We start from the raw sequence: 17,677 nt of genomic DNA, 5'->3' as shown, positions 1-17,677 counted from the left end.
GAAAAAGAGTATATATTATGGAAACTAAAGATGATGTTGGGCAACTACGAGACGGTATCAATGAAATGGAAGCAAGCATTGAGCGTCTTCGGGCAGAGTTACAGATACTAAAGAGTAACGGGACGCACTTGAGCAGGGAAATTTGGTACTTTACCAAAAACTCACTCAGGCTGATTTTTGACGTGTTCCCCACAAAGAATAATTAGACTGATTTACACAGAGACGTAGCGGCACACTTAGACTAGAAAATATAGTCTTAAGTGGCCGCTGTAGTATTTTAACTATCAAATCTGGTTAGTTGAATCTAAACCAACAAACCTTAACGCAAGGAAAAGGTTTGCCTCTTATCGAATAGGCACAGCCAAGACGACATGCAGCAATTCATTAATCTTTAGATGTTTAGTGATGTATCCATTGTTTTCAAATAAATTAACGAGTTCATAAAGCGGAATATATTCCTCGTCGTCTTCACACACCGCGCACTCTTCTCTGTCAATCATCAAGTCCGCGATGCAGATCCGACCGTGCGTCTTCAATACCCTACGCATTTCTTGGATAGCCATCAGCGTTTGAACCCTAGTAAGGTGATGCAGGGCAAAACTCGAAACAACAAAATCAAATTTTCCGTCAAGGTAGGGCAACGCTAAGAAATTGCCAAGCTTGGTCTCTATCTCTGAAAATTTGCGCTGGCATTCCTTTAACATCTCGTTGGACTGGTCAACTCCTGCCATCACCGCACCTTCATTGATCAGTCGGCCAAGAAGATTCCCCGTGCCTGTTCCGATATCCAATCCCCTTTCCCCAAAGATTGGCGACACCCACTTCACAATGAGGCGCAGCGCCTCATCATAATCCCTATATTTCTGTTTGTCTTCTTTAACCAACTGGTCGTGAACGCTGGCCAAGCTGTCAAAACCCCACTTGTCCTGCCATGCTCGCTGTTCCCTCAGCCTTCTCGACCCTTCCGCAAGAGTATAAATGTCATCCAACGGAAGTACGTGATTTTCCTTGAGTGTTTCGATCATTTCGTCTGTCGTTTCAATAATCTGCTTCATTTCAACCCATTTAGAGAACATGACGGATCGTTGGAGTTCCAAGAAATATCGTAATTGACTGTTACCTTGGGCTTCTATGTCCGACAGCGCCGCCCGAATGTCACTTACCGCCATTCCAGACTCCCTTAGTGCAATGATTGTCTGCAAGCGCCAAATATCTTCTTCATCAAACATACGATACTGATTGTCATCTTGTTTGGAAGGAGTAATGAGCCCTTTGTCTTCGTAAAACCGAATTGCCCTCTGCGATATTTTCAACCTGTCCGCGACTTCTTTTATTTTCATGAGAAACTCCTTTTTCACCTTGACCTTCACCCAACGTCAAGGTTTAGTATAAACCCAGAAAGAGGAGGCTGTCACGATGCAGAAATTAATTAAAGGTGCGACCATCTTAACCATGGGAAACGGTGAACCATTTATCGGGGACATTCTGATTGACAAAGACCGCATAACTGAAATTAAGACTACCATTACCGCTGAAGTCGATGAGGTGATTAACGGCGAAGGCATGGCAGCAATGCCAGGTTTGATTAACGCCCACCAACATACCCCAATGAGCTTATTGAGGGGATTTTCCGACGATCTGAAACTTATGGATTGGTTAGACAAGAAAATGCTTCCCGCTGAATCCCGAATGACTCCTGAGGACATTTATTGGGGAGCAAAGCTCGCAATGGCCGAAATGATCAAATCGGGTACGACTGCCTTTGCGGACATGTACATCCATATGAATGAAATAGCACTTGCGGCAGAAGAAGTCGGTATGCGGGCTTCTTTAACTCGGGGATTGGTCTTCCTTGAAAATGACGGAGGCCGACGAATGTCAGAGGCAATTGATTTAATCCACCGTTGGAGCGGTAAAGCCGAGGGCAGGATCACCACCATGCTGGGGCCCCATTCCCCTTACATGGTTCCGCCACAGTCCTTTAAAGAAGTTATCTCGCTTGCAGAGCAGGAGAGTATTGCAATTCACACGCATCTCGCTGAAACCAAAGAGGAAGTAATCAAGATTCGGGAAAAGTATTATCAAACCCCAACAGAATATTTGTATCATCTCGGTCTGTTTGAAAAGGCTCATGTGCTCTTGGCTCATAGCGTGCATCTTAATCGGCGCGATATCGGTTACTTGAAGGGTATGCGGGGAGGAGTGTCCCATAATCCCGTAAGCAACCTAAAGCTTGGTTGCGGTATTGCACCAATTACGGATATGGTCGAACAAGGGATTACCGTAGGGTTAGGCACGGATGGGGCGGGCAGCGCCACCACGCTAGATATGTTTGAGGAGATCAAAGCTGCCACTTGGTTGCAAAAATTAGATTACGGGGACCCCACAAAACTTCACGCTATTGATGCTCTTCGCATGGCGACTGTCGGAAGTGCGGGTTTGTTGAACATAGGCCATGAAGTGGGCACGTTGGAAATCGGAAAAAAAGCGGACATCATCTTGATCGATCTGAGAAAACCCCATTTGCAGCCAATCCATAATATACATTCACTGCTCTCATACTGCGCCAATGGATCGGATGTAGACACGACAATCGTAAATGGAAAAGTGTTGATGCAGGGTCGCCAGCTACTGACGATCGACGAAGATGAGCTATTAAAGCAAGTTTCCACACGTTCCAAACGTATTGTCGATGGCATCTGATCACCAATTGCTAAAGCGCGGGCATAGCTGCCCGCTTTTTTAATACGCTTCCGACGATTTATAATTTTCTCTACACTGCTCGGTAACGATCGATCCTCGATTAATGCTTTTTTTCCTCATTCCGGAAAATAAAAGGATCTACATATTCGTGGAACTGAACCCCGTTTTTGAGACAGGGATCAATACACCTTCGATTGTCTGCTAAGTTGGCTGAGAAACAACCTCGGCTATTTGTTACTGACTTATTTTTCATAACGATCAAGAAAAGGCAATCATCTGATATCATCACCATTATCATAAAGCATATCAAACTAAGATAGCATATTTTGATGGGACAAGACCAAACTTTCAAAGAGTCCGACTTGGTGTAAGAAAGCAAAAGTATGATGAGTCTCTGATCTTTGTAGAAGATGGTCAAGCGCTTTGGGAATGGCTTCACGAACGTCATGGGAAGGGTTAATTTCGCAACGCGTAGATAGTTCATACATAGAGGGAAATAAGCATACTATAAACGGAGAAAAGAAGTAAGGATTACAGCTGATGTGGTTGGAATAAAACTAAAACAAGGTTATGTGTCTGGCCTTGTGCTGAGTTATGAAGGTAGATATGTAGGAAACGTTACAGGTTTAGATAATGCTTCCAAACAATTATTGCAAAAAGTTATTACGGAGCATCCTGGGGTATGTCCTTTCGAGAAATTACATCCAAGCCTAAAAAAGTCAAACGTCGCTTGGCTAGAAATACATTTTCCTTGTAGAGTCATAGCATTGGAATTCACCGATTCAGGTCTACTCAGACAATCTAAACTATTAGGATTTGGAGTATAAGAGTTCTCCTTTAATGTACCTATGTCTGTACTCGTTGGTAGCAGATTTAACTTAAACATAATAAGCCACTTATTAAGAGTGGCTTATTATTCACTTTTTCAATTCGTACTCTTTAACTTTTCGATAAAAAGTGGACTTAGTCATATCTAAACGCATCATAACTCCTACCGCAGTTATATCACCTGTTTTCCATTGTTCATAAGCAAGGAGAAATTCATTCGTTATCTCCATCTTAGATCTGCCGAACTTTATGCTCTGGCTCTTAGCTACTTCAATCCCTTCAGCTTGTCGTTGGCGATTTTTTTGTCGTTCCTAATCGGCCACATAGGCAAGCATACTTAAAAATTGATCCTCCAAAAGTTTACCTAGGTCACCCATTGTTTTGAATTTTCGAGAATCGAATAAACTCTCATTATCCAGGCATATACTATCTGCACCGATTGTTCTGGTTATATACTTCCATTTACTGATAATACCGTCATAGTCTCTTCCTAACCGATCCAATGCATCCATATAGATCAAATCACCTTCACGCAGCATTATACGCATCGCCTGCTAGCGTGGCCGGTCAAAGTTTTTCCCCCTCTGTTTGTCCACAAATATAAATCTTTCTTCTATATTAAGCTAACGAAATTTAATAAGCTGCCTTTCAGGATTCTGATCCTTGGCAGATACTCTTGCATATGCAAAGATCATTTAGAGTGTCTCTCCTTTTAGTGTTCCAAAAAGCATACCAACCAAGAAAACGGAACATATCTTGTAAAACCTGGAACAGAAGCTCATAAAATAATTGTTGCTGATGCTCATATCGCTTTGCTCAGCGAAGCAGAATATCAACTAGCAAATAAAACGATGAGTGACGGAGCCGCAGCACCTATTAATCGAGGTAAAATCATGACGAACGTGTTCGCAGGCGTTTTGAAGTGTTATTATTGTGAACAGGCTATGAGCTACGCCCCTTACTATAGTCGGCCAACTAAAAAACCACGACTTTTGTGTACAAATATATATTGTAAGAAATCCGCTTCGATAATGTTTGAATTAATAGAGTCCGATGTACTAAATCAAATAAAAATGTACTACGAGCATCTTAGTTCTGAGCCGATAAAACAACAAAAAAAGAAAAGTGCTAGTGATGAAATGAAGAAAAGACGGCTGGACAAGTTAGAACGAGATCTAGTAGAAATTGAAGAACAACTTAATGAACAGTTTGACTTATTGGAAAGAAAAGCCTATACATTAGATATTTTCATGCAAAGACAGGATACAACTTTGGCACGAAAAGATTCCTTATTGAGCGAACTAGCTCAAATTCAAAATGAACTTCTTATCAAACAAACGATCAAAAGAAAACAAAGTCAAGTTGTTCCCCTAGTGAAAAATGTCATGTTAAATTATGATACAGCTGCAACCATTATAGAAAAGAATGATTTACTTAAATCTATAATCGATAAAATATATTATAAAAAAGAACCCAGCATTAAGAAACGTGGTACAGGCGAATATACCATTGAAATAATGTGAAAAAATTAAAGCACTAGCCTGGACTTCAATACCAGTTCTTTGGTCCGTTGCCACCTCGTTCTAAATAAATAAGAAAGGGATGCGATAAGATGATCAGCCTACTGGCTATCCTCTCGTCGCATCCCTTTTTTACAACGTTACATCAGGTTGGTGTTCAGCTATCCATAACAATATATCATGAAGTGAAGTTACTGGCACAATATTGAGCTCTGGTGCGCCCATTGTTGCTTCAAGCATACCTTCTTTCGGCACGAAAAATACATCCGCCGTTGTACGACCAACTGCATAAGCTTTCTGCTCAATTCCGCCTACCATCCCAACAGTTCCATCAGGTTCAATTGTACCTGTCCCTGCTATTTTCAAGCCACCTGTTAAATCGCCTTCGGTAAGTTGATCTAGAAACGCTAGCGTTAACATCGCGCCATGTGATGGTCCACCAGCATGAGCAATGTAAGACTTGAACGTAAGTTTTCCTTCTATTTGTGTTCGATACGCATTTTGAATAGATACACCAAGAACTGCCCTATTGTCCCCGTCCGTTGAAGCTATAGTAGAAACAGTAGATTTAACTTGTTTACCCTCTCGTAACAGTTCTAATTGAACATGATCACCTGCTTCTACCTGTGAACTCATATACGTAATGAGTGCTGCAGAATCGTGTAACGTTTCTCCATTAATAGCAGTAACAATATCTCCTGCTTGAATAACACCATCTGCTGGAGATTTTGCCACAATTGCGATGACTTGAATTCCATCATAAACAATCGCCTCGCCTAAGCCTGCTTGTTCCCATGCCACTGCAGCAGCGAGCTCATTCGCATCGGCTTTCATCGCTGCGACTTGACTATACGTTTCAGTTATACTTAGTTCGTTCGCTTCTCGCTTCTCTATCTTGTAAGTAGGAAATATCGCTCCGTACAGCCAATCAATTGGAAATGCACGACGCTCGAATATAAGTACACCTTCAATGATCCCTTTGTTGTCAGAAGATTGTTCTCCAATCGTAGCATAAGCATTCATATTCATCGTCATCCCTGGATAAGTCACATTATAACCAGTTGGACAAATCAGCACGAGAAGTATTATGCAATACAGCACAATCGGCTGTACTAATGAACTATAGGAATGCCTGAGCTGTGTGCTTACAATCTGTGGATTACTTCGCACAGCAATCACTTTACTCCATACCAATTCACCAATAATAGCTGCGACTGTAATAGCTGTCACAATAATTAGCAGTTGTAAATGTTGCAATGGTTGCGTTAGAATAACAATCATCGTTGCTGATCCGATGATAATAATAATTCGTAACATAGTTATTCCTAGACTACGTTGTAGATTCTGTCTACTCCGCCATATCGCGCCAATCAACCAACATAATGGAATAACAATAACTACATAATATAATTGATCAATATATTGTATCCATTCCTTTCCACTAGCAAAAAAGAATGAAGAAGGTAGCCAAATCATCTGGAAAATGAGGATCGCAATTAACGCACTGACAAACCCACTAATATACCAACTTCTATTCATCTATAAACTCACCTTCTATTGTCAGCAAAAAATCCTTCAACTTATGGACAACCATCTAAGTGAAGGACTCTATGTTGCGCTATTATTTTTTTTTAAGATGAACCAATGCTTTTGCTATCGCTTCATCTTCTGTTGCACCCTTAATATATCGACCATTAATGAATACAAACGGTGTTCGTTTGCACGGTCCACAATATGATTTGCAGCCTACTTTAATTTCAGAGTTCGGTGCAAGTTTCTCTATCTTTGCTACCGTCGTCTTCATTTTCATATGTCTGCACTGATCGCAGACTCTAATATCATTTGTCGCCATTCTTCCTCTTCCCATTTCCCATTATGCTTTGTGTTACAATTAATGATCCCCGTGGTTACCTTTTGTAGGGTTTGTAATTTCAAAACCTTCCTCAGGCGCATAAAAATAATCGATACGAATACCATCTAAAAAATCATTGTCTTTTTCTAGAATAACATCAATTCCGCTATCCGTCGATACAACAACATCTTTATCTGTAGGCTCATCTACGCCTAAACCGTAATGTGCATGATCCCCATGAGCATGGGTAACAAATACACGCAATAATTTGCCTGCACTTTCTGGCTTATCTAATTCAACCTTCAATACTTTTGCTGCGTTACGTGAAATTTTGCATTTCATAGCTTACCCGCTCCTTTTGCTGTATGTAGTAAACATGGACTATCTTGTTATATTATACTTCTTAGCCATTCTACTCGCAAACCATTCTGCAACAATCATTGTAAATGCGATATCATCAACAGGTAGAAATGGCATAAAATCCGGTGCTATCCAATAAATAAGAACAGGAATAACAAACAAGCCCTTCTCCCATAACGCTACTGTCGGAGATGTAATAATTTTAAAAACTAATTGAAAGGTATGTTTCCAATGTCCTAGTGATAGTAATTTCCTCATATAGCCACTCCTCCCGTGCTTCCCAAGTTCGTTTCATATTCGATGCCGATCATGCTCCATGAGTAACTTCGTTATCAAAACTCGATTTTTGAACTTCCTCTTCATTTTTCTTAGTATACCCCACTATCTATTCAATCCGTACTAGACCTTTAGCTAGTTATTTATTATGTACTTCCATCATGACAACATTAAGGGGATAATTCAGTGGCAACTAGCCCAAAATTACCCCCCGCTATTATATATTACAATATATGAATATTATTCACGCTACTTATCCACTCCGGCTCATAATGTTGGAGCTCATCTGCAAGCCATTGTCTCGCTATCGCTTGAAAAGTAGATGGATCTCCACTGCATATAAAGCAATGCTTACTTATTTTCACCATTGTATTAGCGGACTCCGTATCTACAGATTTACCTAAAAATTGACTTGTCGTTACCCTTGCTTCATGTTCATTATGATCTTCGGTTTGCTCATATTGACCTTGCTTTTCCAAGATCGCAATGACTTCAGTAGTTGTCTCTTCTGCAGAGTGAATTAGTGTAACTGCTTCTCCCATTACCTCTGCAATTGTATTTGCTAAAAATGGATAATGCGTACAGCCTAGTATTAAGCAATCTATTGGATATGAGCGCATATGGACAATGGAATCATACACAACTTGATAGGCTTTCGCTGACTCGTATTCACCCTTCTCCACGAGCGGAACGAAAGCTGGACATGCCTCACTTACAATCTGAATATCTTCTGCAAGCTGAAAAAGTGCTTGATCGTAAGCCTTACTCTTAATTGTTCCTTCTGTACCGATTACTCCTATATAACCTGTCTTTGTGCCACGTAGCGCTGCTCTAGCCCCAGGCTCAATCACGCCAATAATCGGAATTGAAAGACTTGCACGAATATGCTCCAACGCCACTGCAGTTGCTGTATTACATGCAATAATGACAAGTTTCGGATCATACTTAAGCAAATATTGTACGACTTCTTCCGTAAACTGCATAACTTCGTCTTTCGATCTTGGACCGTAAGGTGCACGAAGCGTATCGCCGAAATAGACGATTTCTTCACGAGGTAATTGCTTCAACAATTCCTTCACTACCGTCAATCCACCTACACCAGAATCTAATACCGCTATTGGTCGCTGCACAATTCCACCGCTTTCTTCTCTCTAGACTCTGCCCATTAAGTAGTATTAATTATTGCGATTTAATTTGCAAGCATTAATTATGAGAAGTCTCTTGTGGAGTCTCTTCTTGTTCATTAGTAGCACATATTTGCTTCCTACCACCAACGATATTTTGCATACCTTGCTTCGCTCCTGAGACAATCTTTACAGTACGATCCTCAATTTGTCTGCTCGCTTCATAGACAGTTTCTGTCACATGATCAACAGCCTTTACCGTTGCCTCTGCAACCTTTTCAGCACCTACTTTAATATCTAAACGTAATTCTTTACCACTTTTTGGTGCAAATAATAATGCCGTTACACTACCAACTACCCCACCCGTAATGATACCTGCCAAAAATGCTGTTCCACGTTTCGTTAATTTCATCATCAACACTCCTTCATAATTTTCATGTGCGTTTATAACTTGTCGAACTTCCGCTAAGTTACTAATCTCTTGCTGCACTATTATCTAGTTGCTTCTTGCGTACACCTTGCCATAATTGCCACGCAGACACCGCTAGCTCTGCCCATTGTATAGCATCCTCCACTTGACGCTCAGCCTTTTCTTGTTCCACATACTTCAATGCTCGATGTGAAATCTTACCTGTCACCTCATCCACCATTGCAGCAGTATGTTCAATTGTTTGACTAATCTGCTTCGTTGCCTGAACAATTCCTTGTGCCGCTTGCACACTGCTTGAGATTGCTTTCACGGTCTCATCGGTCGACTGAATGAGAATACTGCACTCAAGCGATAGTCTACTTATGTCTTGCTTCATATCAGTTGCTGTTGCTGTTAATGTGTTCATACGAACAACTAATGATCGTAATGTAACAATTACAGCAATAACAAGAATGACAAAGGCACTTGTAGCGATCCAAATACTGAATTCAATCGTTAACATAGCTCCTCCTCATACCGATAAATTTGGACATAGTCATCGCAAACTGTCTTTGCAACCAATTTCTTGTTAACTAGACATATGCCTATTCGCGTAACACAGTATAAGCAGATTGGGCTTGTATTGACACAACATTTCACATCATTTTTCAAAAATATATAATTAGCTCACAAAATTTGACTTACCTTTGGCATTATTTGTATCATTATTAGATTGGGTACATTGCTATATATGTAGCCACTGAACTGTTCTGAAGTATTAGTATAGATAACTAATTGTACATAAAAGGGGGAGTCTCCGTGAGGAAATGGTCGGTAGCAATTATTACGCTCAGTGCGATTGGTGTCATCTTGCTTTTAGTAGGAGGGTATATATTCAATAATAAACTTTATTATCCGACACTACCTATCGATGGCGTTAGTCAACGAGAAGCTATCACTACGTTTGAGCATTCAAATGATAATCTTGTCCTATTATCGAGTGATAACAAAACTCATTGGTACATAACTTCTGGTAGTAATGGAATTAACGTTGTTGATGAGCATATTACTGAACTTGTTGGTCAATATGGTTGGGAACTAGAACAGAAAGAAGGTTCTGGACTTTTCTTTACCCAAGACGGTGAAAACTTAATTACATCGACGCAAATGTGGACTAGAAACTATGTTTTAATTAAAATTCCTGTTACCTTCAATCACTAATATACACATACAAAAAAGGGCAACACCCAAATGTCATCATTCCATGACATCTGGGTGTTGCCCCTTATCAATTTCTAACGTAAGGTCTAAATGCTGTTTATCTCAGCTTCATGCTTCAATTTCAGCGTTACTGGACATTTGAATACGATAATTGCATCTCGTTCCACCTTTAGCTAGACACTCTGTGCGCTCTACCTTTGTTCCTAATAAGTCTTGAAACAACTCTAGTTCACATTGGCATGCTTGATGATAACGATCTGCGACACCTTTTATCGGGCAATTGTATTCTTCGATATAATAGTAATGCTGATCACGCTTCGCCTCAGCCATATAACCACCAGCATTTTGAATAGCAACAAGTTCATCAACCTTTTCGGATAACTCCTTGTTCGCCATTCTATCTTCATAGCGATCTAATAGCTTACGCTTACGTCCTTGAAACATCATATTAATATATGGTGCAGTTTCAGGATTATCATCTAGTTCACTAAGTAGGTCAACGGTAAGCATATGATAATTTCGCGGAAATAGTTCTTCAGATTTACGCGTTAACTCATAAGCATGACTTGGTCGTCCCATACTCTGCTTAACTGAAATAATTTGCACATAATCTTGCTTTGCTAACTCGTGTAAATGTCTTCGTATCGCCATTTCTGTCAGCTGAAGTTGTTGGGCTAATGCGCTAATTTGCATTCGCCCTTGACTACGTAGTTTATACAATATAGCGTCACGAGTCGAACTAGTTGGCTTCATTATTACCCACCTCGCTTCCATCACAATACGAGCTAATCCATTAAGCTAGCTCTTTTTCAACATACCGTTCAACCGCAACTTTAAATTCTACTAGCAAAACTGGTAACTTCTCTAGTAACGGATGTAGCTCTGAACTCTTCCAATTATAATAATCTTGCACAAGCGGTTTACGAAGACGTACTAATTCCACTAGATCAGGCACCATACTTTCTGGATAGACACCTTCACCACTTGTAATTTCAATAATATCTTCGTAGCTACTTGCATCGCGCATAAGAAACCCATCTATTAGATAACTGCCAATATCAGTCACAATTTCTATTGCTAGATGTAATGCTCGCTCTTGCGCCAATGCTTGTAATGCTGCGCCTTCCCATTGCTTACTTAATTGCTCCATTGCTGCTGTTAGCGTCGGAATTGTCGCTAGTCGAATGGCTATCTGTTCATGATTGACGTAGTACACGAATTCACCGCCTATAGCAAGTTATTAATTGTTGTTAGACTTGTTCTTTTTCTTTGCCTTACGCTTAAGCCAAACTCCCATCACAATACAACTTACAATAATGATGACAAGATATGTGGCCATTTCATATACATCGCGCATAATTACCTCTTAGCTTTCGTAATCAACGGCTACAGAAGATTCACGCACAGTGCTCATATGCTCGATCACCTTTTGGTGAACGGGATGCACTTGATATGCATCAAGATCCGCCATAGTTTCGAATTTAGTAATAAGTGCAATATCGTATGAACGCTCAGAGTGGATAACATCTACTCCAACTTCAATAAATTTCAATTGCTCAATTTTACCTTCCATATTGCGAAGCACCTCTGCAGTAACTTCTACTTTCTCAGGACTATTATCCTTTAATCTAAAAAATACAATGTGCGTAATCAATGAGATTGCCCCCTATAATTCACGATATTTGCATTAATATAATGGTAGTACTAGTCTTATGATAACCCAAGTTGCTTCTAACCGACAACTTTCATTTTAAGAGGTAGTTCAAATTGTAGACTTTGATAACGATGACTGGCTTCGTCATGTACTCGACATCGAATATGTAGCGAACTTGGGAAGTCCGGTACGCATGTACCAATTACGTACATTTGCGTTTCCTCCTTCCGCAAGTAGCGCTCCATCTTCTTGATTCTGAAAGTCCACAATTTGAACTTTCATTTTAAGAGGTAGTCCAAATTGTGGGCTTTGATAACGATGACCGGCTTCGTCATGTACTCGACATCGAATATGTAGCGAACCATAACAATAGAAGAAGCTGCCGAGATCAACTCGACAGCTCCTTCTACTTCTAACTTATTAAGCTGCTGTAATAATAAGCTTAGCATGCATTGTTTTGTGACCTTGTCCACATGGAATATTACATTCAATCAAATATTCGCCTTCTTTATCAAACGTCACTTGTGTTTCTGGATTATCTTTGTTTAATTTCACATTAAGATCTGTAATGTCAATACCGTGCATACCGCTCTTGTTAGAGAACTCTAAAATAACAGTCTCGCCAACTTTAGCCGTGAATTCTTCTTGGTTAAAAGTAAAATCATCAGACGCTATAATTTTCATGATACTATTTACGCCTTCTGGTAGTTCTTCTGGTCCAGTGTTTGGTTTTTCTGGTAAACCGAAAGCAAGTAAACTTATAGCCATAACTGCAGCAACTGATACTAGCGCGAACATAATCCATTTTTGCATTACAACGTGCTCCCCTTTATACTCATAATGTCTATCCCTATATTACCTAACAATACCCAATTTACTCAACCAATTACTAATATAAACATGAAAATTTTTCTGAAATTATGACAAAGTGATGAACATTTTGCGAATTATACCGACATATATTTTTTCAAGACTCGTTCACACTCTACTTTCACGAATCCCCATAGCATAAAAATCTGATGATGATACCCTCTACAGACGTATTTTGCTAATAATCCATCTTGTTGTTGTAATTCTTCATAGATCTTAATACCGCCTTTTCGAAACATTCTGCGATGATCTGCCATATCTAATAATACACGATCCTGAATCGCGCGTAGCATTGATTCATATAATCTAGGCAACTTAATTTGTGATAAACCTATTGCTTTCACATCATGATCAATAATACGTAATATCATTTCAAGCAACACATATTGTTTTATAGCATCCGCTTCAAATTCTTCTTGAATTGGAGCATGTGACGCCTTTTCTTGTAATTGCGAATTTATTTCAGTTGTTTCTTGCTCAACATTCATCTTAGTTCCTCCTAAAACTGCCCATTGGCTTCTCCATACATTTCTTTCGCAAATGAAAAGTATTTTCGAAAAGCGAACACTATTCATCGTTCCCTATAAAAACATTGGATATAACAAGAACATATGTTCTCATTATATCCAATGGGTGCTTGTTTATGCAAGTAAGGAAAAAATACAAAATTTTCATGTAGCAAAGCAAGTTTTCGCAAGCGGGGGAGTAGCATAGCTTCCTGCAGTACTTCGTTATCAAAGCCGCTTTTTGAACTTCCACTTTCAATAAAGGTTCAAAATATTCGCTTGTCAGCACCAAGAAGATGACCCTCAGCGGAAACGAGTAGCACAGCGTACGTTTTGTGTACGTGAGCACACGCAGGCTTTCGATGAGGGGCATCTTCGCTGCCGATTGAGCTACGTTAGCATTCTCATCGTGATCACGAGTGGATGTTTTGAACTTCTACTCTAGGAGGTTGTGTATAGTGCCTTAATTCTCTCTCTGGCTACTAATGCGGGAGCATAGTTACTGTACTGCACAAGTACCTCTTCAATAAGAAGTAATGCACTTGTCTGCATGCCTTGCTGTTCTAAGCATACCGCCTTTTCAAATTTAGATAAGAAACTTCCTGTACCACATAAGGTTAGATGTTGTAAATTATTTTCACCGATAAGAAGTGCTTGATCAAATGCGATGATCGCCTCATCTAGCCTTCCCTGTTCTTTCATGATCAACCCTTTATAATAATACAAATCTACAAAATCTGGATGGATTTTAATCGCAAGATCGATCGATTGTTCAATCCCTTCAAATTGTTGTAGATCAATCACAATGCTGTACTTCAACTTATATAATAGCGATGGCGGAAGTTGTTGCTTCGCAATAAATCCTGTAATCGCTAGGTTAACAAATTCGTATGCTTTCACTTTCTCTCCAAGTTGATTCAATTCATTAGCAATGAAATAATCCGTCCATGGATTGTTTTTATCTCTAGCTTTTTCCTTTAGTAATATATTCACATTTCGATTCATCTTATTTTTCTCAAGTACACGTTCTTGTAGGTATCCATAATGCGATAATTGTGATGAGAGCAATTTCACTTGATGCGCTTGAAGTGGTACTGAGAAATTTAGCTGTTCATGAATCGCCCCTATGAATGTTGCTTTTGCTCGACGGAAAATTCGATATTGAGCTAGCAAATTTGAACGTTCGTATTGTGCAGGACGATGTCCATAATAATTAACGACTTTTAATCCGAGCAAAAGTAATTCTTCCTGTTCTATCGCTTCGCGAATGGCTGCATGACCACTATCTTCAAGACGTTCATCTGCATCGATATATAATATCCACTCACCAGTCGCTTGCTCCAAAGCATAATTACGTGCATCTGCAAAATTATCATTCCATTGAAAATCATATACTTTCGCATGATATTGCTGTGCAAGCTGTTTCGTTGTATCCGTTGATCCCGTATCTACAACGATAATCTCATCAGCAATCGATTGAATAGATGCCAGACAATACGGTAAGTGACTTTCTTCATTTTGAACAATGATGCATGCAGTTAACTTTACATTAGAAGTCATCGTCGCCCTCCTCATATTTTCTTATAGTGTTAATTTATGAGAGGCTTTGACCTAATTATGCTTACAATATTGGCTTCGCTATAACATTCCAAGGGACATTAAATTAATACTTTCTAGTACAACAAAAAAACATCTCCAAGCTACGATGATATGAAACTATCAATCGCATAACTTGAAGATGTTTTTTATGAATGTTCAACAAGTGAGCTTTTTGAATTCCCTCTGTTATAAAAATTTTATTATTGCTTAACGGTTATCGACTTTCTCTGGGTAAAGATCATGATTCATGAGACGATAGTCGGCTATTTGTTCATATTTCGTACCAGGACGACCCCAGTTTGTATACGGATCGATCGAAATACCACCGCGTGGTGTAAATTTCCCCCACACTTCAATATAACGAGGCTCCATTAATTTAATAAGATCATTCATAATGATGTTCATGCAATCTTCATGAAAATCACCATGATTACGGAAGCTAAATAAGTATAGCTTCAATGATTTACTCTCTACCATCTTCACATCTGGAATGTAAGAGATGTAGATCGTTGCAAAGTCTGGCTGACCAGTAATTGGACAAAGACTTGTAAATTCAGGACAATTAAATTTAACAAAGTAGTCACGATTGGGATGCTTATTATCGAATGATTCAAGTACTTCAGGTGCGTAATTAAACGGATATTTCGTACCTTGATTACCAAGCAATGTAATACGATCAAGCTCTTCTTTGTTTCTTCCTTCCATCTATAACCCCTACCTTTATAATGTTATATATGCATAAATTCTCTTCATCTTCTACGCTGAATACGCTACGTCAGCATACTCATCGTTATCAAAGTCTGCTTTTTGAACTACCTCTAAACGCCTTTTTTGTTGCCCCATACCCATGTATGAAGCTGCGGCAGCACATATACCGCGTTCAACTCGCTATCAGTCATCGTTAAATCAATTAACCATTCATATCGCTCTAGCAAATAAGGAAGCATACGTGCTGGCTCTTGCTCCGTCAAATTTCCGTTACCAGCTTGCACGTAGAAACTAACGCCAGCATAGCGCTTATGAACAACTTTAGCATAAGCAAGATCAGCCTCATCGAACACAACGACTTTTAAGCAAAAATGCGATCCATGTTCCACCAGTTTACTAACAATCTCATCTAGCTTATCCCAATTCGTATCCATGCCGGAGCTAGGTGGCTTAGGGGAAATCGTCATATCATCAATATTAGTAAACCAATCTTGCCAACGACTACCTTGTGTCTCTAGAGCAACTTTCTTCCCTCGTTCATGAAGTGCATCTATAAAACGATCCAACTGTGGCAATAGCGCAGGATTTCCTCCAGAAATAGTAACATGGTCGTATGCATCACCAGCAAGTTCATCTAATGAGGCAATAATTTGTGTAGCAGATCGGAGTTGGATCTCATCTTTTGCTGATCCATCCCATGTAAAAGCAGAATCGCACCACACACAACGATAATCACAACCAGCAGTTCGCACAAACATTGTTTTACGTCCTACGACCATTCCTTCTCCCTGTACAGTAGGTCCGAATACTTCAAGCACAGGAATGGCACGTTCAGCACTCATCGCTCTCCTCCTACTGCATTCAACTGGCGCAATAACTTACGAGGGCGGTATATACAGTAACTTGTAGGTGTTTCGCGTAAAAATACTTGCACACATGTAGGTTTATTATCCGTTGTAGCCAAAAAATCACTGACGAGCTCATAAATTGTACGAGCAACGACTTCCGTCGTAGGAAAATAATTAGGCTCATTATTGTTAAAATCATTATGATGGTCATTCAGTAATGTATGATCAAACCGATCATGAATAAGCTCTTTAATGAAAGCAAAATTGACAAGAAAACCTGTATCATCTAATTGATCACCAGCAACTGTAACATTAACAAAGTACGTATGACCATGCATCTGCTGACATTTCCCAGCTTTCGGTGACGGTACATAGTGGGCTGCAGCGAATTGAAAATCTTTATTAAGTTCATATTCAAAAGGATGCTCTACTTGAGGATAGATTTGCTGTAGCATTACTGTGCACCTCCAGCCTCAGTCAATTGTCGTCTTTCAAGATATTGTTGAAGCCCTCTACGACGAAGTTCACATGCCGGACATTCGCCGCAACCATCTGCTGGAATACCGTTATAGCATGTTAACGTACGTTCACGTACAAACTCAAAGGCGCCAAGTTGATCAGCCATCTCCCAAGTTTGCGCTTTGTCCAACCACATTAATGGCGTATCAATAACGAATTGATAATCCATAGAGAGGTTCAATGTCACATTCAACGATTTCACAAATATATCTCGACAATCTGGGTAGCCACTGAAATCCGTTTCACATACACCCGTTACAATATGTTTGGCTCCAATCCCTTTTGCCACAATTGATGCAAAAGAAAGAAATAACAAGTTACGACCATCGACAAAAGTAGTTGGCAACTCGCCATCCTTCACTTCAATATCAATATCTGATCGAGTTAAAGCATTAGGTGCAAGTTGATTCAATAGCCCCATATCTAACACATGCTGCTTAACCCCAAGTTCCTTAGCAATGGAGGCCGCACATTCAAGCTCCAACATATGACGTTGACCGTAGTTAAATGTAATCACTTCAACCTCTGCAAAGCGTTCTAGCGCCCAGAACAAACATGTTGTACTATCTTGACCACCACTAAATACAACAACAGCTTTCTCTTCATGTAACATTTTAAACCTCCTAAAACTTTTCATTACTTCTCGATATACTTCTCACTTATGAAAAGTTACATCGAAA

Annotated in this window: 23 protein-coding genes and 1 pseudogene; 4 read left to right on the top strand and 20 right to left on the bottom strand. The window is 39.6% G+C overall.

All coding sequences use genetic code 11. From position 1 onward, the window contains the following. Positions 1 to 344: 344 nt before the first annotated feature. On the bottom strand, positions 345 to 1,340 hold the full coding sequence (locus NV377_RS17350; RefSeq protein ID WP_258202059.1) for a methyltransferase domain-containing protein: 996 nt from the start codon (positions 1,338 to 1,340) through the stop codon (positions 345 to 347). Positions 1,341 to 1,416: 76 nt separating this feature from the next. On the opposite strand from NV377_RS17350, the gene NV377_RS17345 reads away from it, so the two are divergent. Together NV377_RS17345 and NV377_RS17340 are read left to right on the top strand one after the other, a co-directional pair. Continuing rightward, positions 1,417 to 2,703, top strand: coding sequence for an amidohydrolase (locus NV377_RS17345; protein ID WP_258202058.1), 1,287 nt, complete (start codon positions 1,417 to 1,419; stop codon positions 2,701 to 2,703). 542 nt (positions 2,704 to 3,245) lie between these two features. Beyond that, positions 3,246 to 3,530: a hypothetical protein gene (locus NV377_RS17340; RefSeq protein WP_258202057.1), complete on the top strand. Its 285-nt coding sequence runs from the start codon at positions 3,246 to 3,248 to the stop codon at positions 3,528 to 3,530. A 90-nt stretch (positions 3,531 to 3,620) separates the two neighbouring features. Here NV377_RS17340 and NV377_RS25940 read toward each other — a convergent pair. Beyond that, positions 3,621 to 4,226: pseudogene (locus tag NV377_RS25940) on the bottom strand (recombinase family protein). 156 nt (positions 4,227 to 4,382) lie between these two features. Here NV377_RS25940 and NV377_RS17330 point away from each other — a divergent pair. After that, the gene (locus tag NV377_RS17330) at positions 4,383 to 5,054 is read left to right on the top strand and encodes a hypothetical protein (protein ID WP_258202056.1); all 672 of its coding nucleotides are present in this window, start codon (positions 4,383 to 4,385) and stop codon (positions 5,052 to 5,054) included. Positions 5,055 to 5,183: 129 nt separating this feature from the next. On the opposite strand, the gene NV377_RS17325 is transcribed toward NV377_RS17330, so the two are convergent. From NV377_RS17325 to NV377_RS17295, 7 genes are all read right to left on the bottom strand, one after another. Continuing rightward, complete coding sequence (locus NV377_RS17325; protein ID WP_258202055.1) at positions 5,184 to 6,590, bottom strand: PDZ domain-containing protein; 1,407 nt, start codon at positions 6,588 to 6,590, stop codon at positions 5,184 to 5,186. Between the two features lie 82 nt (positions 6,591 to 6,672). After that, a complete protein-coding gene (locus NV377_RS17320) occupies positions 6,673 to 6,903 on the bottom strand; it encodes a DUF1450 domain-containing protein (RefSeq protein WP_258202054.1) in 231 nt (76 codons plus the stop codon). 39 nt (positions 6,904 to 6,942) lie between these two features. Further along, positions 6,943 to 7,245: an iron-sulfur cluster assembly accessory protein gene (locus NV377_RS17315; protein ID WP_258202053.1), complete on the bottom strand. Its 303-nt coding sequence runs from the start codon at positions 7,243 to 7,245 to the stop codon at positions 6,943 to 6,945. Between the two features lie 39 nt (positions 7,246 to 7,284). Next, positions 7,285 to 7,521 (bottom strand): hypothetical protein, encoded by a 237-nt coding sequence (locus NV377_RS17310; RefSeq protein WP_258202052.1) that lies wholly within the window; start codon positions 7,519 to 7,521, stop codon positions 7,285 to 7,287. A 242-nt stretch (positions 7,522 to 7,763) separates the two neighbouring features. Then, on the bottom strand, positions 7,764 to 8,669 hold the full coding sequence (gene murI, locus NV377_RS17305) for a glutamate racemase (RefSeq protein ID WP_258202051.1): 906 nt from the start codon (positions 8,667 to 8,669) through the stop codon (positions 7,764 to 7,766). 73 nt (positions 8,670 to 8,742) lie between these two features. Beyond that, the gene (locus NV377_RS17300; RefSeq protein WP_258202050.1) at positions 8,743 to 9,078 is read right to left on the bottom strand and encodes a YtxH domain-containing protein; all 336 of its coding nucleotides are present in this window, start codon (positions 9,076 to 9,078) and stop codon (positions 8,743 to 8,745) included. 58 nt (positions 9,079 to 9,136) lie between these two features. After that, positions 9,137 to 9,595: a DUF948 domain-containing protein gene (locus NV377_RS17295; RefSeq protein ID WP_258202049.1), complete on the bottom strand. Its 459-nt coding sequence runs from the start codon at positions 9,593 to 9,595 to the stop codon at positions 9,137 to 9,139. 296 nt (positions 9,596 to 9,891) lie between these two features. Here NV377_RS17295 and NV377_RS17290 point away from each other — a divergent pair, with 296 nt between their 5' ends. Beyond that, positions 9,892 to 10,293 carry a hypothetical protein gene (locus NV377_RS17290; protein WP_258202048.1) on the top strand — a complete coding sequence of 134 codons (402 nt, stop codon included), beginning with the start codon at positions 9,892 to 9,894 and terminating at the stop codon, positions 10,291 to 10,293. A gap of 108 nt (positions 10,294 to 10,401) precedes the next feature. Here the strand turns inward: NV377_RS17290 and NV377_RS17285 are convergent, their stop codons facing one another. The 11 genes from NV377_RS17285 to queC form a co-directional block, all read right to left on the bottom strand. Continuing rightward, complete coding sequence (locus NV377_RS17285) at positions 10,402 to 11,046, bottom strand: helix-turn-helix transcriptional regulator (RefSeq protein WP_258202047.1); 645 nt, start codon at positions 11,044 to 11,046, stop codon at positions 10,402 to 10,404. 40 nt (positions 11,047 to 11,086) lie between these two features. Then, the gene (locus tag NV377_RS17280) at positions 11,087 to 11,509 is read right to left on the bottom strand and encodes a DUF86 domain-containing protein (RefSeq protein ID WP_258202046.1); all 423 of its coding nucleotides are present in this window, start codon (positions 11,507 to 11,509) and stop codon (positions 11,087 to 11,089) included. Positions 11,510 to 11,659: 150 nt separating this feature from the next. Further along, entirely contained in the window at positions 11,660 to 11,947 is a 288-nt protein-coding gene (locus NV377_RS17275; RefSeq protein ID WP_258202045.1) for a Dabb family protein, read from the bottom strand. Positions 11,948 to 12,024: 77 nt separating this feature from the next. Then, on the bottom strand, positions 12,025 to 12,159 hold the full coding sequence (locus tag NV377_RS17270) for a hypothetical protein (protein WP_258202044.1): 135 nt from the start codon (positions 12,157 to 12,159) through the stop codon (positions 12,025 to 12,027). A gap of 208 nt (positions 12,160 to 12,367) precedes the next feature. Then, complete coding sequence (locus NV377_RS17265) at positions 12,368 to 12,760, bottom strand: cupredoxin domain-containing protein (RefSeq protein WP_258202043.1); 393 nt, start codon at positions 12,758 to 12,760, stop codon at positions 12,368 to 12,370. Between the two features lie 134 nt (positions 12,761 to 12,894). Further along, complete coding sequence (locus NV377_RS17260; protein ID WP_258202042.1) at positions 12,895 to 13,305, bottom strand: YhjD family protein; 411 nt, start codon at positions 13,303 to 13,305, stop codon at positions 12,895 to 12,897. 459 nt (positions 13,306 to 13,764) lie between these two features. Further along, a complete protein-coding gene (locus NV377_RS17255) occupies positions 13,765 to 14,883 on the bottom strand; it encodes a glycosyltransferase family 2 protein (RefSeq protein ID WP_258202041.1) in 1,119 nt (372 codons plus the stop codon). Positions 14,884 to 15,129: 246 nt separating this feature from the next. Next, on the bottom strand, positions 15,130 to 15,627 hold the full coding sequence (gene queF, locus NV377_RS17250; protein WP_258202040.1) for a preQ(1) synthase: 498 nt from the start codon (positions 15,625 to 15,627) through the stop codon (positions 15,130 to 15,132). A gap of 113 nt (positions 15,628 to 15,740) precedes the next feature. Then, a complete protein-coding gene (gene queE, locus NV377_RS17245; RefSeq protein ID WP_258202039.1) occupies positions 15,741 to 16,472 on the bottom strand; it encodes a 7-carboxy-7-deazaguanine synthase QueE in 732 nt (243 codons plus the stop codon). After that, positions 16,469 to 16,933, bottom strand: a complete 465-nt coding sequence (gene queD / locus NV377_RS17240) for a 6-carboxytetrahydropterin synthase QueD (RefSeq protein WP_258202038.1) — start codon at positions 16,931 to 16,933, stop codon at positions 16,469 to 16,471. The genes queE and queD overlap by 4 nt, the downstream gene beginning before the upstream one ends. Further along, complete coding sequence (queC, locus tag NV377_RS17235) at positions 16,933 to 17,610, bottom strand: 7-cyano-7-deazaguanine synthase QueC (protein WP_258202037.1); 678 nt, start codon at positions 17,608 to 17,610, stop codon at positions 16,933 to 16,935. The genes queD and queC overlap by 1 nt, the downstream gene beginning before the upstream one ends. Between the last annotated feature and the right edge of the window lie 67 nt (positions 17,611 to 17,677).

The sequence above is a fragment of the Paenibacillus endoradicis genome, assembly GCF_024721975.1.
This window is presented reverse-complemented; position numbering and strand designations above follow the sequence as displayed.